The sequence below is a fragment of the Synechococcus sp. H60.1 genome (assembly GCF_047462335.1).
Taxonomy (GTDB): domain Bacteria; phylum Cyanobacteriota; class Cyanobacteriia; order Thermostichales; family Thermostichaceae; genus Thermostichus.
Window position 1 is genome coordinate 1 of the sequence record NZ_JANSJA010000039.1, and the last position, 18,185, is coordinate 18,185.

Annotated in this window: 18 protein-coding genes and 1 tRNA gene; 4 read left to right on the forward strand and 15 right to left on the reverse strand. The window is 61.3% G+C overall.

Annotated elements, in window-relative coordinates; all coding sequences use genetic code 11:
* Positions 1-319: 319 nt before the first annotated feature.
* From gmk to NW852_RS02155, 6 genes are all read right to left on the reverse strand, one after another.
* Positions 320-973, reverse strand: coding sequence for a guanylate kinase (gene gmk, locus NW852_RS02130; RefSeq protein ID WP_414365712.1), 654 nt, complete (start codon positions 971-973; stop codon positions 320-322).
* Between the two features lie 94 nt (positions 974-1,067).
* Positions 1,068-1,337: an extracellular matrix/biofilm regulator RemA gene (gene remA, locus NW852_RS02135; RefSeq protein WP_414365713.1), complete on the reverse strand. Its 270-nt coding sequence runs from the start codon at positions 1,335-1,337 to the stop codon at positions 1,068-1,070.
* 388 nt (positions 1,338-1,725) lie between these two features.
* Entirely contained in the window at positions 1,726-2,190 is a 465-nt protein-coding gene (locus NW852_RS02140) for a hypothetical protein (protein ID WP_414365714.1), read from the reverse strand.
* 313 nt (positions 2,191-2,503) lie between these two features.
* A complete protein-coding gene (locus NW852_RS02145) occupies positions 2,504-3,715 on the reverse strand; it encodes an acetate kinase (RefSeq protein ID WP_414426424.1) in 1,212 nt (403 codons plus the stop codon).
* Between the two features lie 58 nt (positions 3,716-3,773).
* Positions 3,774-5,129 carry an FADH(2)-oxidizing methylenetetrahydrofolate--tRNA-(uracil(54)-C(5))-methyltransferase TrmFO gene (gene trmFO, locus NW852_RS02150; protein WP_414372734.1) on the reverse strand — a complete coding sequence of 452 codons (1,356 nt, stop codon included), beginning with the start codon at positions 5,127-5,129 and terminating at the stop codon, positions 3,774-3,776.
* Between the two features lie 28 nt (positions 5,130-5,157).
* Positions 5,158-6,336, reverse strand: a complete 1,179-nt coding sequence (locus NW852_RS02155) for a TRC40/GET3/ArsA family transport-energizing ATPase (protein WP_414365717.1) — start codon at positions 6,334-6,336, stop codon at positions 5,158-5,160.
* Between the two features lie 162 nt (positions 6,337-6,498).
* Between NW852_RS02155 and psbQ the strand changes: the two genes are divergently transcribed.
* Entirely contained in the window at positions 6,499-6,921 is a 423-nt protein-coding gene (psbQ, locus tag NW852_RS02160) for a photosystem II protein PsbQ (protein WP_414365718.1), read from the forward strand.
* Here psbQ and coaD read toward each other — a convergent pair.
* The 6 genes from coaD to NW852_RS02190 all read right to left on the reverse strand — a co-directional run bounded on the left by coaD (position 6,910) and on the right by NW852_RS02190 (position 11,326).
* Positions 6,910-7,392, reverse strand: coding sequence for a pantetheine-phosphate adenylyltransferase (gene coaD / locus NW852_RS02165; RefSeq protein WP_414365719.1), 483 nt, complete (start codon positions 7,390-7,392; stop codon positions 6,910-6,912). The genes psbQ and coaD overlap by 12 nt on opposite strands.
* A gap of 25 nt (positions 7,393-7,417) precedes the next feature.
* Positions 7,418-7,753, reverse strand: a complete 336-nt coding sequence (gene cutA, locus NW852_RS02170) for a divalent-cation tolerance protein CutA (RefSeq protein WP_414365720.1) — start codon at positions 7,751-7,753, stop codon at positions 7,418-7,420.
* A gap of 76 nt (positions 7,754-7,829) precedes the next feature.
* A complete protein-coding gene (gene galE / locus NW852_RS02175) occupies positions 7,830-8,840 on the reverse strand; it encodes a UDP-glucose 4-epimerase GalE (protein WP_414372735.1) in 1,011 nt (336 codons plus the stop codon).
* Between the two features lie 64 nt (positions 8,841-8,904).
* Positions 8,905-10,398: a cobyric acid synthase gene (locus NW852_RS02180; protein ID WP_414372736.1), complete on the reverse strand. Its 1,494-nt coding sequence runs from the start codon at positions 10,396-10,398 to the stop codon at positions 8,905-8,907.
* 212 nt (positions 10,399-10,610) lie between these two features.
* Positions 10,611-10,682: transfer RNA gene (locus NW852_RS02185), tRNA-Gln, on the reverse strand.
* A gap of 29 nt (positions 10,683-10,711) precedes the next feature.
* A complete protein-coding gene (locus NW852_RS02190) occupies positions 10,712-11,326 on the reverse strand; it encodes an FHA domain-containing protein (RefSeq protein WP_414365723.1) in 615 nt (204 codons plus the stop codon).
* A 281-nt stretch (positions 11,327-11,607) separates the two neighbouring features.
* On the opposite strand from NW852_RS02190, the gene NW852_RS02195 reads away from it, so the two are divergent.
* The 3 genes from NW852_RS02195 to NW852_RS02205 are packed head-to-tail and all read left to right on the forward strand — an operon-like array spanning position 11,608 to position 14,418.
* Positions 11,608-12,459 carry an inositol monophosphatase family protein gene (locus NW852_RS02195; protein ID WP_414333754.1) on the forward strand — a complete coding sequence of 284 codons (852 nt, stop codon included), beginning with the start codon at positions 11,608-11,610 and terminating at the stop codon, positions 12,457-12,459.
* Between the two features lie 52 nt (positions 12,460-12,511).
* Positions 12,512-13,438, forward strand: a complete 927-nt coding sequence (locus tag NW852_RS02200) for an ABC transporter substrate-binding protein (RefSeq protein WP_414399181.1) — start codon at positions 12,512-12,514, stop codon at positions 13,436-13,438.
* The gene (locus NW852_RS02205) at positions 13,396-14,418 is read left to right on the forward strand and encodes a DnaJ domain-containing protein (protein WP_414372739.1); all 1,023 of its coding nucleotides are present in this window, start codon (positions 13,396-13,398) and stop codon (positions 14,416-14,418) included. Before NW852_RS02200 ends, NW852_RS02205 begins: the two co-directional genes overlap by 43 nt.
* 12 nt (positions 14,419-14,430) lie before the next feature.
* On the opposite strand, the gene NW852_RS02210 is transcribed toward NW852_RS02205, so the two are convergent.
* From NW852_RS02210 to NW852_RS02220, 3 genes are all read right to left on the reverse strand, one after another.
* Positions 14,431-16,026, reverse strand: a complete 1,596-nt coding sequence (locus tag NW852_RS02210) for a type II CAAX prenyl endopeptidase Rce1 family protein (RefSeq protein WP_414372741.1) — start codon at positions 16,024-16,026, stop codon at positions 14,431-14,433.
* A 63-nt stretch (positions 16,027-16,089) separates the two neighbouring features.
* On the reverse strand, positions 16,090-16,830 hold the full coding sequence (gene trmB, locus NW852_RS02215) for a tRNA (guanosine(46)-N7)-methyltransferase TrmB (RefSeq protein WP_414365727.1): 741 nt from the start codon (positions 16,828-16,830) through the stop codon (positions 16,090-16,092).
* Between the two features lie 54 nt (positions 16,831-16,884).
* A complete protein-coding gene (locus NW852_RS02220; RefSeq protein WP_414365728.1) occupies positions 16,885-17,805 on the reverse strand; it encodes an L-lactate dehydrogenase in 921 nt (306 codons plus the stop codon).
* Between the last annotated feature and the right edge of the window lie 380 nt (positions 17,806-18,185).

Consider the following 18,185-nt stretch of genomic DNA (forward strand, 5'->3'; position numbering starts at 1 on the left):
GACGCCATAACCCCCGCTCCAGAGCCTACGGCCCGCTGACGCGAAGGAATCTCAAACTGGCTCAGCAGATACTTCCTCTTCAGATTCACCCCCCCTACCCTGTCTTGGTGAAGCCTGAACAGGAGTTTCCGCACCTGAGAAGCCGGCTGCCGATGCTCTCGGCAACAGTTACCGTGTGGCTACTTGCACCCGTGGCGTTTCTAGAGCCAATTCAGTGCTATGCGAGCACTTGGCGTGGATGCCAAGCCTCATGCCTCCAATTTTTAGCTAAAAAAAGACGCGAGCTCTCGGGAAAAAAGCGCGTGGAGTCGCAGAGCCCCTAGGATTGCCCCTTCCTTGGAGAGGGAGGATAAAGCAAGGCTTCCAACTCCTGCAGAGCTTGCTCTAGATTGTCGTTGACGATCACGTAGTCGAATTCGTCTTTGGCATCCAATTCTTTGCGAGCCTGTTGCAGACGGCGTTGGATGCTGGCTTCAGAGTCTTGTCCGCGTTCGCGAATGCGGCGTTCGAGCTCTTCTAGCGAAGGAGGAGACAGGAAGATGCGAATGGCATCGGGGCACTGTTGTCTTACCTGACGGGCCCCGGCCAGTTCAATTTCCAGCAGCACATCCTGACCCTGGCTGAGTTTTTTGAACACGATCTCGCGGGGAGTGCCGTAAAAGTTACCTGCGTACTGGGCCCATTCCAACAACTCATCGGCTTCAATCAGGTTGAGGAACTCCTCGCGAGTGCGGAAGTAGTAGTTGACGCCTTCCTGTTCCCCAGGGCGGGGGGGGCGGGTGGTTACTGAGACGGAAAAGTACAGCTCGGGGTGGCGCTGGCGCAGTTGGCTGACCAGGGTGCCTTTGCCCACCCCACTTGGCCCTGTCAAAACCACCAGGCGACCGCGAGTGGCAGGAGGCCGAGGGGCTTCCTGTTGCTGCAGGCACTCAGGGGGAGTTAGCGAGGAGAGCGTAGTGGGAGAAACTGCCATAGGCGGAGAGCGACAAAGGACGGCTGGACAGTTGGCTTGTTTGGTTTGTTTTAGGATATCTCACTCTCGGCCTCGCAGGCTGCTTGTGAGGCTTTTACTCAGGTTCCTCCGTCAGCCCAACCTTGGCGGTGAGGAAGCGGTTGGCAACGGTTTCGGGCTGAATGGCCGAGAGGATGACGTGCCCGGAATCGGTGATGATTACGGCGCGGGTGCGGCGACCGTAGGTCGCGTCCACCAACTGGCCTCTTTCGCGGGCGTCGCTAATGATGCGTTTGATGGGAGCTGACTCAGGACTGACAATGGCGATAACACGCCCGGCGGCGACGATATTGCCAAAGCCGATGTTGATTAGGCGAGTATCCATGGGTGGTGAGCCAATCTAGCGCCTGTCCGGCCAGCAGCCTTCATTAAGGTAGCAAGTCAAACTGCCGCTCAGCATTGACCGGCAAGGCCCTGACCTGTAAAGGTTTCTGCCGGATCGGCAAGTCCTCTCGAGGTTGGGTGGGCTCTCAGTTGGTGGAGCTTGGCCAGGACTGGAGAGGCTTTTCCATGCTTTGCGGCCCTCAGCCTTTTCCCCCAAGAAAGTCCAGGTATTGGCCAGCAAGCCGTTCTATGGCTACTGGAAATGGCTTTGTCCTCAGAGTAGCAAAGCCTCGTCAACGTCTGCGATGGCGAGGAGACCCCTTGCGTTGGCAGATTCTCTGCGGCGTTTTGCTTGGCAACTGCTGAAGGCCCTATTCTGCTTTTGAGCTTCAGAGCAGGCCGTTAAAGGTAAAGCTGCCGCTGCCCAGCCGCTCCTGGCGATCGAAAACGCTGATGGTGAGTTGATGGGATCCCGTCTGGGTAACGGTAAAGCGGTTCTGGGTCAGGGTAAGCCCTGTTACCGTACAGGCGGTGGCTCCGACAAAGCAGCCGGGCAATTGGGAAGCGTCGAAAGCCCCCAGGGTGACAAAGTTACCCAGCGGGGTGGTGACGGCAGCCAAGAAAGCGTTGGATCCGCGGATCCCGGCAGGGGCCTCGACGCGGAAGGAGACCACAAAGGTGGGGGTTTGCCCTACGGAGACGGTGCGTGGCGAGAGATCGGTGATGGTGAGGGAGGGAGGCGGTATCGGCGTCGGCAGGGGGGTGCTGCCGGTCATCTCCCCACATCCTGCCAAACCGACGCCTAGGAGCAACAGCAGAGGGATCCCTCTGCGCAAGCGCTGTGCAGACTGCATAGTTGCCCGTGACTTTGAAATGGGCCTGGTTTCGAGTTTAACCGCTGGGGGTGCGGGGGTGGATAAGCCCCGCCCTGTAAGAGTCAGGGCCGGGGGTAGGAGGAAGGGACTACACGATTTGAAGCGTTCGCAGAGCGTGGCGTAAGCGATTGAAGCCGGCCCTCCATGCATTATCAGGAGTGCAAGAGGAGGTCACGGCATCCCTCAGCCCCTCTCTTGGGGAGCAGATCTCCTACCCACGGCCTTGGCCCCATAGTCGGGGGAGGGTCTTACGGAGCCAGTTGTTGACAAGGAGAAAACCTGCCTAGAATGCCTATTCCCCTTGCAACAGTTTTTGGCAGGCGGTGGCAATGGCCCAGTCTTCCTGCGCGGAGATAACCAGCACTCGCACTGGCGCATCAGAGGTGCTGATGTCGCAGTTGCGCGGGGATCCAGCATTGAGAACTGGGTCGATTTGAATCCCCAAAAAGCCCAGGTTGGCACAGGCTGCTGCCCGTACTGGCGCGGCGTTTTCCCCGATGCCGCCCGAGAAGACCAACGCATCCAGCCGATCCAAGCTCATGAGCATGGCCCCAATCTGGCTGCGCAGGCGGTGGACAAAGAGGTTAAAGGCCAGCTCGGCGCGGGCATGGCCTGCCTGCATGGCTTCCAGGATAACTCGCATGTCGCTGCTGAGGCCGGACACGCCCTTCAAGCCGGATTCCCGGTTCAAGATGCGGTCAAGCTCCTCCACGTCCATGCCCCGGCGCAACTGATGGATCAAAATCCCCGGATCCACCGAGCCTGAGCGGGATCCCATCATCAAGCCCTCTAGGGGGGTATAGCCCATGGTAGTGTCGACACTGCGGCCCCCGCGAATGGCTGCCAGAGAACAGCCATTGCCCAAGTGGCAGGTGATGAGCCGCAACTCCTCTAGAGGCCGGTTCAAGATCTCAGCGGCACGGCGGGCGCAGTGCTCGTGGTTGATGCCGTGAAAACCATAGCGGCGGATCCCCTGCTCGGCCCAGGCGTAGGGAAGGGGATAGAGGGCGGCTGCCGGGGGCATCTGCTGGTGGAAGGCGGTGTCGAAAACGGCCACCTGCGGGATCCCGGGCAACAGCCGGCGCAGGAGGCGAATGCCCTCAAGAGCAGCAGGGTTGTGGGCTGGGGCCAAGGGACTCAATTGCTCAATCGCCTCTTCCACCTCGGGCGTGATCACGGTGGGCTGGTGGTAGAGGGATCCCCCATGCACCACCCGGTGGCCGATGGCGTTGATCTCCGTTGCCCGTGCCAGCAGGGATCCCTCGCCTTGCCAGAGGCTTTGGAAGAGAGGAGCCAAATCGCCAATGCCGGCTGGGGGGGAAGGGGGGCGAAAAGGCTCCCAGGGGCCATCCTGCCGCCGCGTTTGGATGAGCGCCTTGCCAGGTTGGTAGGCAAAGTCCACCTGCGCCTGCCAGAGGGGGGTGGTCTCCACCTTGCCTTCAACAGTTGCAAAGAGAGAGACTTTGAGGCTGCTGGAGCCGGCGTTGAGAACCAGGATAGGCACGGGATCCCTCCTTTTGATTCCAGGCTAGCTGGCCATTGGCTTGGGGAGGGTAGGGAACTCAGGCCGTTTGCGCTTGGCGCACTAGCCCCGTTGCCGCCAGCGCAGCCAAGGCGCGATCCCGGTAACGACCGTAGCGCTCTTGTTTACTGCGAACCTTCTGCCCCTCCAGCTCCGGCAGGAGGCCAAAATTGGCTGGCATGGGCTGGAAGTACTTGGGATTGGCGCTGCTGATGAACTGAAATAGGGATCCCATCATTGTCTCTGGGGGCAGCGTGATCAAAGGCAGCCCCAGGGCCAGGCGGGCGGCGTTCTGCCCGGCCAGCCACCCTCCCGCCACAGCGCAGGCGTAGCCCTCGGTGCCCACCAACTGGCCGGCAGCAAACAGGGTTGGCCGGCGGCGAAATTGCAACGTAGGCAGCAAAAGCCGCGGCGAGTTCAAAAAGGTATTGCGGTGCATGACGCCAAAGCGGACAAACTCCGCCGCTTCCAAGCCGGGAATGAGGCGAAAGACCCGCTGCTGTTCTCCCCACTTCAAATTGGTTTGAAAGCCCACCAAGTTCCACAGCTTGCCTGCTTTGTCCTCCTGGCGGAGCTGCACCACCGCATAGGGCCGGGTTCCCGTGCGCGGATCCACCAGCCCCACCGGCTTCAAGGGACCAAAGCGGAGAGTATCTTTGCCGCGGCGGGCCATTTCTTCAATGGGCAGGCAGCCTTCGAAAAACTTGCGCTCCTCTTTTTCAAAATCCTTGAGGGGTACCTGTTCTGCCTCCACCAGCGCCTGCCAGAAGCGCTCGTACTCCGCCTCCGTCATGGGGCAGTTGAGGTAGGCCGCTTCCCCTTTGTCGTAGCGGGAGGCCTGAAACACCACTGCCCGGTTAAGGGAATCCCCGGTAACAATGGGGCTGGAAGCATCAAAAAAACTCAGGTATTCCAGGCCCGTGAAGGCTTGCAGCGCCTTGGCTAGGGGCTCACTGGTCAGCGGGCCGGTGCAGAGGACGGCTATCCCTTCCGGGATCTCGGTTACCTCTTCCCGACGCAGGGTGATGAGGGGGTGGTTGGCAATGGCCTCTGTCAGGGCCTGGCTAAAGCGAGCCCGATCCACGGCCAGGGCTCCCCCGGCTGGCACGGCGTGGCGATCAGCGGTGGCGATAACCAGGGATCCCAGTTGGCGCAGCTCCTCCTTGAGCAGCCCTGCCGCCCGATCGCTGGCTAGGGCCCCAAAGGAATTGCTGCACACCAGCTCTCCCAGTTGATCGGTGTGGTGGGCTGGGCTTTGCCGCACAGGGCGCATCTCCGAGAGGATGACGGGCACCCCCAACTGGGCAATTTGCCAGGCGGCCTCCGTCCCTGCCAGCCCTCCGCCCACCACATGGATGGGAGCTAGGGTTAGCGCTGGGTTTGGGGAGTGGTGCATCGCAGCCTCCAGGGAAAAGGATCCCAGCTCAAGCAGCAAAATGAATGCGCAGGTAGTCCTCTTCCATTTTGGCCCGCGCCGGCTTCATGGCGGCCAGGGTCTGGGGCAACACCAGGTTGCGGCGGTGGTTGCCAATGCGGATGTTGAGCTCGTCGCCGGTTTTGCTCAACTCCACCTGCTCCTTCGGGACCCCGGGCAGGTAGAGATCCAGGCGGTACTGGCCGTTGTCGGTAACCACCTGTATCGTCTGCTCGGCATAGAACACCTCCGCCGGGTTGCGATCCCCCCAGAGGTCTTTTTTCAGGCGGGCCAGGGCCTCCCACCCCACCAGCTCCTCTGGGTAAAGCGGGATCTCCACCACAGGCAGAGGGGCAAAGTTCTCGTGGATCTCCCGGCGATATCTCTGTTGAGCGGCTTTCCAGGCAGCAAAGTAGGGATCCACCACCCCTTCCGGCAAAATACGGTTGGCGATCACTAGGTCGGTGGCGACGCCGTAGAGGCTGAGGTAGGCATGCGCCCGCAGCGACTCCTTGATCACCATCTTCTCTGGGTTGGTGACCAGGCGCACGGAAGTGATGCCGTTGTCGGTGAGGATGCGCTCCAGCCGCTCGATCTTTTGGTAGAACTCGTAGGGGGCATCCAGCACCTGGTCATCCGGCAGGGGGATCCCTGTTAGCCCTTTAACAATGGGCTCGGCGATGGGACGCAGGACCCGCGCCAACCCCTGCAGAGGTTTGTAAAACTTGCGCATGTACCACCCGGAAACATCGGGCAGGCTCAAAAGGCGCAAGGCCGTGCCGGTGGGAGCGGAGTCAATGATTAGCACATCAAACTTACCCTCGTCGTAGTGGCGGTTAACCCGCACCAGGGCAAAGATCTCGTCCATCCCCGGCAGCACTGCCAGCTCCTGCGCCTGCACGCCGTCCAGCCCGCGGGCCTGCAGCACCTGCGTGATGTAGGTCTTGACGGATCCCCAGTTCAGCTCCAGCTCCTGCAGGGCGTCCAGCTCTGCTCCCCAGAGGTTGGGCTTGACCTCCACCGGCTCGTGGCCCAAGGGCTGGTCGAAACTGTCGGCTAAGGAGTGGGCTGGATCAGTGCTCAGAACCAGGGTCTTTAGGCCTAGCTCAGCACAACGCCAGCCGGTTGCCGCTGCCACGGAGGTCTTGCCAACCCCACCCTTGCCGGTCATGAGGATGATGCGTTGCATCAGAGCACCATTTACATTCTTTTACAAGACTAGATTAACCGATTTCCTGTCCTCTCCCAGGAGGGCGAAGAGCCCAAGGTGCAGTCAACAGGTACACTATTGGTTGCCGAGAAAGTGATGACTGAGACATCGAGCCTGTTGGAGGCAGGCGGGAGGTAGAGAATGATGCGTCGTTGGCAAAGCGTGTTGCTGGTTGCCATTCTGACGTTGGGGCTGTGGCTGGGATCCCTTCCTGTCCAGGCGGCTGCCGCCTTGCCCCGAGAGCTGCAACAACTGGAGCAACAGGTGGAGCGGCTGCAGAGCCTGGTAGACGCCGAGGACTGGCTGGAGATCCGCTCCTACATTCATGGGCCGATGGGCATGACCCGTAAGACCTTGAACGGCCTAGCATCCACCCTGCCAGACAAGCAAAAGCGAGAGATGCTGCGCCTGGCCAAAGAAATGGGCCGCGGCTTGGAGCAACTGGACTTTGCCGCCAAAGCCTACGACCAGCCGGAGGTGGAGGTGGCCCAGGCCAAGGTGAGAAAGACGTTGCAAGAGCTGAAGGCCCTGTTTTCGCAGGCAGGGATCCCTTCATCCAGTTAAGGGAAAACGCTCCCGCAGATCTTGAACCACCGGTGGGGGCACCAGGTGATCGATGGGACCGCCTAGCTTGGCCACCTCCTTGACCAGGCTGCTGCTGACGAAGCTGTGTTCGCTGGCGGTGGCGAGGAAGAGGGTTTCCAGCTCGGGGGCCAGCAGCTTGTTGGTGTGGGCCATCTGCAGTTCCACGTCAAAGTCGGACAAGACGCGCAAGCCGCGCACGATAACTTTTGCCCCCCGTTGGCGGGCGTAAGCCACCGTCAGGCCGGAAAAAGTATCGACTTCAACGTTTTTCAGGTGGGCGGTGGAGAGGCTAATCTGCGACTGCCGCTGCTCCGGGCTGAACAGAGGGGTTTTGTTGGGGTTTTTCAAGACGGCGACGATCACCTTGGAAAATAGGCGGCTGGCCCGCTCGATGATATCGAGGTGCCCAAGGGTGATCGGGTCAAAGCTGCCGGGATAGAGGGCGATCATGGTTCAAGGGGGGTACTGCTTTTCCTTACCCTACCTGCTCTCGGGCCCAAGCCAAATAGGTTGTACTGACGTGGCTAGCTGGGATAGCCAGGATCTCCGGCTCTTGGTAGGGGTGGAGCTCCCGCAGCCGCTGCTCCAGGCGGGGATAAGCAGTAGAGGGCAATTTGAGCAACAGCAAAAATTCGGCTTCCCTCTGCAGGGATCCCTGCCAGCGGTAATAGGAGGTTATCGGTGGCAGCACCTGGGCACAGGCCACGTAGCGCTCGGCCACTAGAGTGTGGGCCAAACGATGGGCGTCGGCCTCGGATCCTACCGTGGTCATGACAACCACAAGGGTGTTTGGGGCGATCTGGCTGTCCATGGGAAGCCGGGAAATGGGCAGGGGGCGATCTCCCCTGATCGTACTGCTGGATCCTCGGATCGCCATCCCAGTTGGGTCAGGCCCCCCGGAGCAGAGGTGTGGCCTTGGCAAAATAGGGCCGCTTTTGGTGCCAGCGCCAAGCTGTCTGCACGATCTCGGCCAAGTCGGCATAGCGGGGCTGCCAGTTGAGATCCCGCTGGATGGCCGCGGCATCGCCCACCAGGCAGGGGGGATCCCCCGGTCGGCGGGCCCCAATTTGCGCCGGGATCTGTCTTCCGGTTACCGCTGCTGCCGTGGCGATCACCTCCTGGACGGAGAAGCCCTGGCCATTGCCCAGGTTGTAGGCTGCCTGCACAGGCCGGCCAGACGCCAGCGCTTCTAAGGCCAACACATGAGCCTGCGCCAGGTCGGCGACATGGATGTAGTCGCGGATACAGGTACCATCAGGGGTGTTGTAGTCATCGCCAAAAACGGTGATGTGGGGGCGTTGGCCAGCGGCGACTTCCAGCACCAAGGGGATGAGGTGGGTTTCGGGGTCATGGGCTTCGCCGATTTCTCCGTCGGGATCGGCGCCGGCGGCGTTGAAGTAGCGCAGGCTGATAAACCGGATCCCGTGGGCGGCCTGGAAGTCCCGCAGCATCTGCTCCACCAGGAGTTTGCTCTGTCCGTAGGGGTTGATGGGGCGCTGGGGGTGGGTTTCCGGGATGGGGATCTGCTCCGGCACGCCGTAGGTGGCGCAGGTGCTGGAGAACACCAGGTAGGGGATCCCGTGATCCCGCATGGCCTCTAGTAGAGTTAGGGATCCGGCCACGTTGTTGCGGTAGTATTTGCCCGGATCCTTGACCGACTCGCCCACGTAGGCGTAGGCGGCAAAGTGAATCACCCCTTCAGGGCGGTACTGGCGGATAACCTGATCCAGCCGCTCCCGGTCGGCAATGTCGCCAATTGCCAAAGGCCCCCAGCGAACAGCCCAGGGGTGACCGTAAACCAGGTTGTCGTAGACAATGGGCAGGTGGCCGTGGGCTGCCAGGGCTTTGCAGGTGTGGCTGCCGATATAGCCCGCGCCGCCTGTAACCAGAAGCCGCATAGGCCAGAGGAGAAGGCAGTTTCCGTCCAGAATACATTCTTGCAGACCTTGGCAATTCCCCGGCCTATTCCAGGAGGTGCTGCAAATCCAGATGAGGCCGCCAGGCCTCTGCCAGACGATCCAGCAGTTCTTCCCGTTGCTGGGCGTAGTGGCCGTCCAACTCCGGCAAGGGATCCCAGCCTTTTTGTCGGCGCAGCCAGTTGAGCCAGTGGCGCCGCCAGCGGTGGTTGTCGAAGAGGCCGTGTAGATAGCTGCCCCAGACTCGGCCGGTGGGATCCCGCCAACCCAGGCCTTCTTGCTCGAAGATTGGCAGGCAGCTAGAGGAATCGGCCTGGGTGGATCCCTGATGAATTTCATACCCCTGGACGGGGGCAGGGGTGGGCCAGCAGATTTGTGTCTGCACCTGCTGGGTAACCTTGGTGGGTTGCAAGACGGTAGTCAGCGGTAGGAAGCCCAGCCCGGGGTAGGTGCCGGCAACTCCCTCTAGGCCGGCGGGATCGGCGATGGTTTGCCCCAACATCTGCAGCCCGCCGCAGATGCCAACAATGTGGCCGCAATAGTGGCGCAGTTGGTCAGCCAAGCCGCTCTGACGCAGCACAAGCAGATCCTTGAGGGTAGTCTTGCTGCCGGGTAGGATGACCACATCCGCGGATCCCAGGCTTTGGCCGGGGTGAACCCAGCGCAGATGGACGCTAGGCTCCGCCAGCAAGGGGTCGAAATCGGAGAAATTGGCCACCTGGGGCAGGCGAACCACCGCGATCTCCAAACAGTCTTTCCCCAAAGCTTGGCGCCGGGGGCGGCGATCTTCCCAGAGTTGCGGGCCGGCCTCAAGGCCCATTGAATCCTCTTGCGGCAGCACCCAATCCAGCCAGGGCAGAACCCCCACCACCGGGATCCCGGTATAGCTCTCCAGCCAATCCAGGCCAGGCTGCAACAGCTCCCGCGCGCCGCGAAACTTGTTGATGACAATACCGCGGATCAGGGCCCGCTCTGCCGGCTCCAGCAATTGCAGCGTGCCCACCACGTGGGCCAGCGCCCCGCCCCGGTCGATGTCGGCCACCAGCCAAGTGGGGGATCCCAGATGGAGGGCAACCCGCATGTTGGCCAGATCCCGGTGTTTGAGGTTGACCTCTGCCGGGCTGCCTGCCCCCTCGCAGATAATCCACTCGTACTGCTGTTGCAAACGGGCCAGGGCTGTTTTCACCGCCTCCCAGGCTGGCGCAAACCAGCGCTCGTAGTACTCCCTGGCGCGACAGGTATCTACTGCCACGCCGTTCAAGACGATCTGGGAAGTCAGGTTGCCCTGGGGCTTGAGCAAAATCGGATTCATCTCCACCGCGGGCGGGATCCCGGCGGCCCAAGCTTGCAGAGCCTGCGCATAGGCAATCTCTTTGCCCTCCGGGGTGACGTAGGCGTTGAGGGACATGTTCTGGGCCTTGAAAGGGGCAACCTTCTTCCCCGCCTTTTTCAGGAGGCGACAGAGGGCAGCTACCAAAAGGGTTTTGCCTACGTGGGAAGAAGTCCCCACCACCATTAAGGATCGGCAGGCACCGCTCATCTGGATCCCTTTCCCTCGCTTGCCGGTTGTCCACCTTCTCCCCTAAGCCGGCCACGCCGGGTCGGTGGATACCTCTCCCGCAGCTAAAGCCGCTGCCCAGCCGACACAAAAAGCACAACCCTCCGCCGGCCCACCCCTTCCCAGCCCTGGGAAGGAGGTCAGGCCAGAGAGACCCTCTCTCGTTTCGCGGGCAGGCTTGGCGCAACTTAAGACTGGGGCAGATGGATTCGAACCACCGAATGGCGGGACCAAAACCCGCTGCCTTACCGCTTGGCGATGCCCCAATTCACGGTAATTAACTGGCTTAACTAATCTAACGATGCAGCTTTGGATCTGTCAACGGGCTACGGCGACCTCCTGGATTGTCGAGAACGGAGTTGGATCCCTGCTGGGATCCTTTGCTGAGATCAGAGTTGACCTCAAAAGGGTTGGGCAGATGGGGAATGCGGGCCACCTCGAAGAAGTAGGCGCGGATCTCCGGCCCAAAGTAGATAACATCGCCACTCCTCAAGTAGTGGGTAGCTACCCGCGTACCGTTGACGAACACCCCGTTGGTGCTGGACTGCCCCTTGCGGTTGCCGTCGACTAGACAATACGTAAACCCTGTGCGATTGGACTTGGTGGGCACTCGCACCAAATAGGCGTGGCGGCGGGAGACGAAGCGGTTGACGATCTGGATGGCATTCGAGGGATCCCGGCCAACCGTGTAAATGCTTTCCCGCAGGATGTAGCTGCAGGGCCGCACAGGATGGCAGACGGACAGGGTAAACTCCGGGTGAGACAACGGCTGCTCAGGGACTTGGTCGAACAGATCCAACGGCAGGTCAAAGCCCTGGCTGGAAAGAGAACTCCCCTCGCTCACCTCTGTGATGGAGGTCAAAAAGTCGTCGTAGCTCTGTGGCAACAGCGTTTCCTCCTCGACGCTCAACCGTATGCCCGGCAGCCTAGCTCTTCAAGTCTAAGCCCTTAAACCTTAGAGTTCCTCAAAATCCTACCCTTCCTACCCTTTCCAATTGGCCTCGGCAGGCTGTCGGAAAACCCACAAGCCTTATGTACTCTACTATACACCACAGGCGGTTTTGGAGATACTCCATTTCTCCAAAAATGGGAGCTCAGGTTGGGCCTGCTCCTGTTGTCAGGGATCCCTTGGGAGCCACAGCCTTGGCCGCGGGCGGGCTATTCTGGGTAGCAGGTTTGTAGCCTTGAGGTGTGGGTGTGACGGAGGCCCTGTTGCGTCGGTTGGATGTGGCCACAGAGGCGGCTCTGGAGGCAGGGGCTTTGCTGCGCAGTTACGTGGGGGGCAACCTTGCCATTGAGGAGAAACGCCCGGGCGACCTGGTGACGACAGCGGATCGCGCTTCCGAGGAGCTGATCATAAAAATCTTGAGGCGGCACTTCCCCGAAGACGTGATCTTGACGGAAGAATCCGGCCAGCAGGGATCCCCGCAGGGCACCTATGCCTGGATGATCGATCCCCTTGATGGCACCACCAACTTTGCCCACGGCTATCCCTTTGCTGCCGTCTCTATTGGTCTGCTGGAGGGGCGGGAGCCGGTGCTAGGAGTGGTCTGCGACATCTTTCGCGGGGATCTCTTTCGCGCTGTGCAGGGGATGGGAGCCACCCGCAACCGCCAGCCCATCCGCGTCTCCTCTACTACCGAACTCTCCCGCAGCCTCTTGGTAACCGGCTTTGCCTATGACCGGCGCGAAACCCCGGACAACAACTACGCTGAGTTCTGCCACTTCACCCACCTCACCCAGGGAGTGCGCCGGGGCGGATCGGCTGCCCTGGACTTGGCCTACGTGGCCACCGGCCAGTTGGACGGCTATTGGGAGCGAGGTCTCTCCCCCTGGGACATTGCCGCTGGGATTGTCTTGGTGCGAGAGGCCGGCGGCAAGGTCACTGCCTACGATGGCAGCCCGGTGGATGTGTACAGTGGCCGCCTGCTGGCCAGCAACGGCTGGTTACACGCTGCTCTTCAGGAAGAACTGGCCCAGGTCAGCCCCCTGCCGGTCTCCTTCCCCATGCGGCGGCCTCGAGAGCGAAACGGCCAAAGATAAAGATGAGGTAAAGTTCAGGCAAAAATTGGGTAAGCTTTACGCACAGGCCCTTATGGCTCCTCCCCAAGGTCAGAGAGATAGCTTGGCCGGGAAAACACTCCGGCGTTGTTGTTGGGCGGCAGGGTTTGGCCTGGCGCTTCTCTTGGGGATCCCGGCCTACCCTCAGCCTGCCCCAAAGCCAGCCCCAGCCGTCCCTGCAGTCGAGCGAGCCCAGCCCCCCGATTCCCGTTGGGCCGAAATTCAGGCGCGGGGGCGCATCCGGGTTGGCCTGGATCCCAGCCTGGGCCCGGCTTACCTCTACACCGACCTAGAGCGGCAAACCTACGCCGGCTTTGAGTGGGATATCCTCGAGGCGCTTGCCCAGACGCTGCAGGTGCAGGTGGAGCCCGTCTACGTGGCTTGGAGTCAGCAGTTGGCGGCTTTGCAGGCAGATGAGGTGGATCTCATCTGGGGGGCGCGGGAAGCTTTGGGCTTGGATCCGCAGCAATTTCTCGCCACCCGACCCTACTACCTCAGCCCCCAGCGCTTGGTGGTACGGGATCCGGGGCCAGGGGAAACTCCCATTGAGGCGCTGTCGCAATTATTTGGCCGCAAAGTGGGCATTGTAGTTAACAGTACGGGAGCAGCTCTGTTGGAGGCGTACAACGAGAGGCGGGGCAACGCCATTCGTCTTTTTGCCACCAGCAACCCGGAGCGCCTGTTTGCTCAGCTCCAGGCCGGCCAGTTGGATGCCGTACTTGTCGATCAGCCTGTTGCCGCCCTGAGCCTGCGCCAGGCGGGATCCCGGCTGCGCCTGGCGGGGCCGCCTCTGTTCCCGATTCCTCTGGTGGGCGTGGTATCCTCGCAGCATCCTTCCCTGAAGGAAGCCGTGGATGGGGCAATCGCAATCCTGACCGAGAACGGAACTTTGCAACGCATCTTGGAGAAGTGGCAACTATGGGATCCAACTCTGATGTCCCCCGCCTCAGCCGAGGACTAGCCCGCTACGAGACGGACCATTTCGCCATCTTGGGCGTACCCCTCACCGCCGACTCCAAGGGGATCCGGCGCGGCTACTTGCAGGCGGCCAAGGCCCTGCACCCGGATCGGTTTGTCGGGGATCCGGAAGGGGCAGAGCGGGCCAACGTCCTCTTTGCCAAGCTGGTCAGCCCAGCCAACGAGGTGCTGGCCAAGGAGCGGGAACGGTCAGAATACGAGACTGTGCTCAAGCTGCGCGTTCAACGCCTGCTGGAGTCGCCCCCTCCTGATCTATGGCCCACTGGAGAAGCCGTCAAAGGCCTGGCCGAGTGTGCCGATTGGCAGGAAGAATACGTCCGGCGGGTGGAGAAGCTGGCCAAAGAGCAATACAGCTCCATGGCCACGCTGCTGGAGAAAACCGAGCAACTGAGTGAGCTAAACCTAGCCTATTTACTGCTCAAGGCCGGCTACAAGGGAATCCCGACTCCTGCCGCCAGAACCACCACCCTGACTGGGATCCCAACCCCTTCCCCCAGCCGCACCACCTTGGGTGGGATCCCGACCGGCTCCCCCGTTCCGTCTCCTACTGCCCCGCCCACCCCGCCCCCAACTCCGCAACTCAGCCCCGCTGAGACTCGCTTCCTGCAGGCGCTGGACATGATCGAGCGCAAGCAGTACCGGGTTGCCATTCAGTACTTGAACTTTGCCATCAGCGCCCAGCCCAACGTGGCCCGCTACTATCTGCACCGGGGTATCGCCCACCTCAAGCAGGGCAACGCTGGTATGGCCAAAGCCGACTTCCTGCAGGCCAGCCGCCTTGAGCCGGGCAACGCCGAGTTGATGGCGGAGGTGCGCCGCTGGTTGCAGCAGGTCACCACCCAGCAGCCGGTTCCTGTCTCCTCGGCCAGCCGCCAGACCTCCCAGGCCCAGAAAATCGTGCCACCGCCGCGCAAAGAAGACAACAGCGGCTTCTGGAGCCGCCTCTTCGGCAAGAAAAAGTAGGCCCAACTCCCCTCAGGAAGCGTCCCCCAGCACCAGTAGCGTGACCAGGGATCCCGTATTCCAGAGGCTGTGCAGCAGGATGGGGGCCAACAGGTTGCGGCTGTGGCTGTACACCACCCCCAGCACCACCCCTAGCATGGTCAGCGGCAGCAGATCGGAAAGGTTGAGGTGGGCAAGGGCAAAAGTGAAGGCACTGAGCAAGATGGCTGCCCCCATCGGCAAGTAGCGGCTCAGCGTAGGCAGCCAAAAGCCCCGGAACAGCACCTCCTCAAAAACGGGGGCACAGACAGACACCACGGCCAAAAACAGCAAGCGCGCCCCCCAGCCGTGGCTGTCCAGCAGCAGCGGCAAGATGGGGTTCCCACCCCCTGCTTGGGGCAGCAGCAACTGCGACAGCGCCGCTGCCAGCACCACCAAAGGTAGGGCCACCCAGTAGCCGCATAGGCCCCAAAGCGGCCAAGGGCCCCACAGCCGCACCTGCAACGCCTTCTGCCAACCGGGATAGAGCCGGAGAAGCCGGTACAACAGGGCTGCCCCCAGCAGAGCGCCGGCGTTGTAGGTGAGAAACAGGGTCACCGCCTGATGCCAAGGGCTGAGCCGTTGTGCCCCCAAACCCAGCAGGACCGTGTAAAGGCGGGGCACCAGCGCATTGAGGAGAATAAACCCCAAAAACCAGCCGGTCAACACCGCCTGCGCCCCGATCCCCGGCCAAGGCACCTCCCACGGCGGGCCCACAAGAGGACGTTGGCGCCAGAAGCTCCAGCCCAGCCAACCCAACAGGAGGATTAGCCCCAGCAGCGCCCCCAGCACGGGGATCCCGCCCACCACCGTCAGCCGAAACAGAGCTGCCAAGGCCAATTTTTCCTGCTCCTGGTTGAGGGCATTGAGGCTGTCGCTGCGCTGTTGCAGCCGGTAGAGCTGTTGCAAGGCCACTGCCTCAAACCAGCCGTCTAGGTGGTTGCGGATCTGCACCTCAGCCTCGGGCAGAATGCGCCGTGGCGTTCCCCACAGCCCTTGTAAAACCTGTGCCACCCCCTTCTGGCCGGATTCCAGCTCCAAGGGACGTTCTGGATCGACTATCTGCTGCCACTGCTGCTGGGCCGCCTCCAGATCCTTCTGGTAAGCGTAGAGCAAGCCCAGGCGTAGCCGCAGGCTGTCTAGCTCTGCCTGCAGATCCTGGGCAGAGGCCAGCAGGACGGGATCCACTGCCGGCGCTTGGGCCGGCCCCACTTCATCCGACATCCTAGCCAACTCGGGTTCGCCCACTGTTTCCAGCCGCGCCACCCGTTTTAGCCGCTTCAGGCGTTCGGCGTAGTTGTCGGCCACCTGCCGGTAGCGATTGTTGGCCAGCTCGAAAACGTTCCGCCCTAGCAGAGCCTGCGCCAGATCCTGATAGCGGGGATCATCTAAGGTGCGGGCAGCCTGCAGGGCGAGATTGGTTTGCAACAGATCCAACTGCGTTTGGGGCGGCGGCTGAAACCAACTGCTGGAAAGTGAAAGCCCGACAATCAAAAGGGCCAATAGGCTCAGCAGGTTGAGGATCCCACGGCGAACAGAAAGCCAAGCGGAAAAGGGATCGACAGAGGCCGTGGCTTCAGAGGGAGACATGGCAGCAACAGAGGCAACTCCAGCGGGTTATATCCTAGCTTCTATTGGCTTTAGCCGGAGGGGTCAGCGGCGCTCTAGCCAATACCGGTAGATGGGCAGCCCCAACTGCAGGCACTGCCACTCCCGCTCGGTAGGAATACCAAAGGGGTTGTCATCGATGGGCCCCTGGCAGGGATCCCAAAACTGCGGATGCTCTAGGAAACGAGCAACCATCTCCTCGGCAATTTCCTGCACGTCCGACTGCAAAAAAACAGGGCTGCCCGGTTGCAGCAGCAGGGCCAGATCCGCCACCAGTTGGGGCTGGACGATCCGCCGTTTGTGATGGCGCTTTTTGAACCAGGGATCCGGAAATTGGATGGTAACCCGGCTGAGATCTCCAGGGGCAAATAGATGGCGCAGGGAGACGTTGATGTTGGCAAAGAGGAAATGGACGTTATCTAGCCCCAGCTCGTCCCGCCAAGCATTGGCCCGCTCCACCAGCGGCTGCCGAATCTCCACGCCCAAAAAGTTCCAATCCGGCTGTTCCTGGGCCAGGCGCAGCAGAAAGCGTCCGCTCCCGCTGCCGATATCCAAGTGAAAGGGTTGCCCCAGCCGCCGGTACACCCGTTCCCAGTGGGGTGGAGAAGCAGGCTGCTGGTATTGCGCCTGCAGAGGGTTGACATGTTGCCGCAGCCGCTGGCCGAGACCCTTCTGCAGCGGGATCCCTGCCCAAGGCGGTGCAAGGCAGCCTTTCTCAGGTTGGGCTTGCTGCGCCCGTTGCCCCTCTGCTTCCCCAGACCACCTTCTGCTGCCGGTTCCAGCCATAGCGAACCCAACGCCGCCTCCCACAGCCTGGATCAAAAGCAAAGAGAATCTAAGCTACCACTGAATGCTGTCAATGACTTGCCGCAAGATGTGGGCCGAGCGGTGCAATTGCTGTTGCTCGCTCTCGGTGAGGGACATGACCAGCGTGCGCTCCACCCCTTGCCGACCGACCACTCTCGGCAAACTAAGGCAGACCTCCGGCAGACCATACTCCCCCTGGGTGAGGCTGCTCACGGTTAAAACGCGCCGCTGATCCCGTACCAGGGCCTGGACAATTTGCGTCACCCCCAGACCAATGGCATAGCTGGTGGCCCCTTTGCGGCGGATGATCTCATAGGCGGCATTGCGCACCTGCTCGAAGATGTCGCCCAAATGGGCGGGATCCCACTCCGGCGAGAGCTCGCCAATCGGCGTGCCGGCAATGTTCACCTTGCTCCAGACGGCCACCTCGCTATCCCCATGTTCGCCGATGATGTAGGCGTGCAGGCTGCGCGGATCCACCCCCAGCCGCTGGGCCAAAAGATAGCGAAAGCGGGCCGTATCCAACACCGTGCCCGACCCCAACACCTGCCCCGCCGGCAGCCCCGATAACTTCAGGGAAACATAGGTCATGATATCGACGGGGTTGCTCACCACCAGGAAAATGGCGCTGGGGCAATGCTCCATCAAGGCCGGGATCAGGCTTTTGAAAATCTCAACGTTGCGGTGAACCAAATCCAAGCGGGTTTCTCCAGGCCGCTGCTTGGCTCCCGCCGTCACAATCACGACGTCTGAGCCGGCGCAATCGGCCAGCTCTCCCGCCCAGATCCGCGTCGGCTCCACAAAAGGGATCCCGTGCACCAGATCCATCACTTCCCCTTCCAGCTTGGCCCGGTCGATGTCGTGAAGAACCAGCTCATCGAGGGTGTTCTGGATCACCATCGCGTAGGCGCAGGCCATGCCCACCTGACCGGCGCCGATGATGGATCCCTTCAAAAGGCGGCGAGAAGTCAGCCCACCGGCTTGCTGTTCAAAGCGTTGCTTGGGTTGATGCTCAGAAACGGTCATGGCTTCAGCCGCTGCACTTCCCTTCCCAGCTTAAGCCTGGCCAGGCGGAGAGAAAAATAGCAGCGGGACTATCGCTTCCCCCAGAGCAAGAAAAGCTGGAAGGGAAGAGAATTTCCGTCTTCCCGGTCGCCTCGGCGGCGCAGATCCCCAGGGGCAAAGTGACTTCGATTGGATTTAAATGCCGTAAAGGTTTTAACGTAAGGTGCGGAATTCCCTACCGTCTATACGGTGGGGATGGATAGCACCCTCTGAGTGATTCTGGATGTATTGCTTCACAATTTCTAGGGAGCAAATCATGCCAAAGCCTA

Bases quoted from the DNA above. Each gene is read 5' to 3' on its own strand.
- gmk (WP_414365712.1), bottom strand. From the start codon at position 973: ATGGCAGTTTCTCCCACTACGCTCTCCTCGCTAACTCCCCCTGAGTGC.
- remA (WP_414365713.1), bottom strand. From the start codon at position 1,337: ATGGATACTCGCCTAATCAACATCGGCTTTGGCAATATCGTCGCCGCC.
- NW852_RS02140 (WP_414365714.1), bottom strand. From the start codon at position 2,190: ATGCAGTCTGCACAGCGCTTGCGCAGAGGGATCCCTCTGCTGTTGCTC.
- trmFO (WP_414372734.1), bottom strand. From the start codon at position 5,129: ATGCACCACTCCCCAAACCCAGCGCTAACCCTAGCTCCCATCCATGTG.
- NW852_RS02155 (WP_414365717.1), bottom strand. From the start codon at position 6,336: ATGCAACGCATCATCCTCATGACCGGCAAGGGTGGGGTTGGCAAGACC.
- psbQ (WP_414365718.1), top strand. From the start codon at position 6,499: ATGATGCGTCGTTGGCAAAGCGTGTTGCTGGTTGCCATTCTGACGTTG.
- coaD (WP_414365719.1), bottom strand. From the start codon at position 7,392: ATGATCGCCCTCTATCCCGGCAGCTTTGACCCGATCACCCTTGGGCAC.
- cutA (WP_414365720.1), bottom strand. From the start codon at position 7,753: ATGGACAGCCAGATCGCCCCAAACACCCTTGTGGTTGTCATGACCACG.
- galE (WP_414372735.1), bottom strand. From the start codon at position 8,840: ATGCGGCTTCTGGTTACAGGCGGCGCGGGCTATATCGGCAGCCACACC.
- NW852_RS02180 (WP_414372736.1), bottom strand. From the start codon at position 10,398: ATGAGCGGTGCCTGCCGATCCTTAATGGTGGTGGGGACTTCTTCCCAC.
- NW852_RS02200 (WP_414399181.1), top strand. From the start codon at position 12,512: ATGGCTCCTCCCCAAGGTCAGAGAGATAGCTTGGCCGGGAAAACACTC.
- NW852_RS02205 (WP_414372739.1), top strand. From the start codon at position 13,396: ATGGGATCCAACTCTGATGTCCCCCGCCTCAGCCGAGGACTAGCCCGC.
- NW852_RS02210 (WP_414372741.1), bottom strand. From the start codon at position 16,026: ATGTCTCCCTCTGAAGCCACGGCCTCTGTCGATCCCTTTTCCGCTTGG.
- trmB (WP_414365727.1), bottom strand. From the start codon at position 16,830: ATGGCTGGAACCGGCAGCAGAAGGTGGTCTGGGGAAGCAGAGGGGCAA.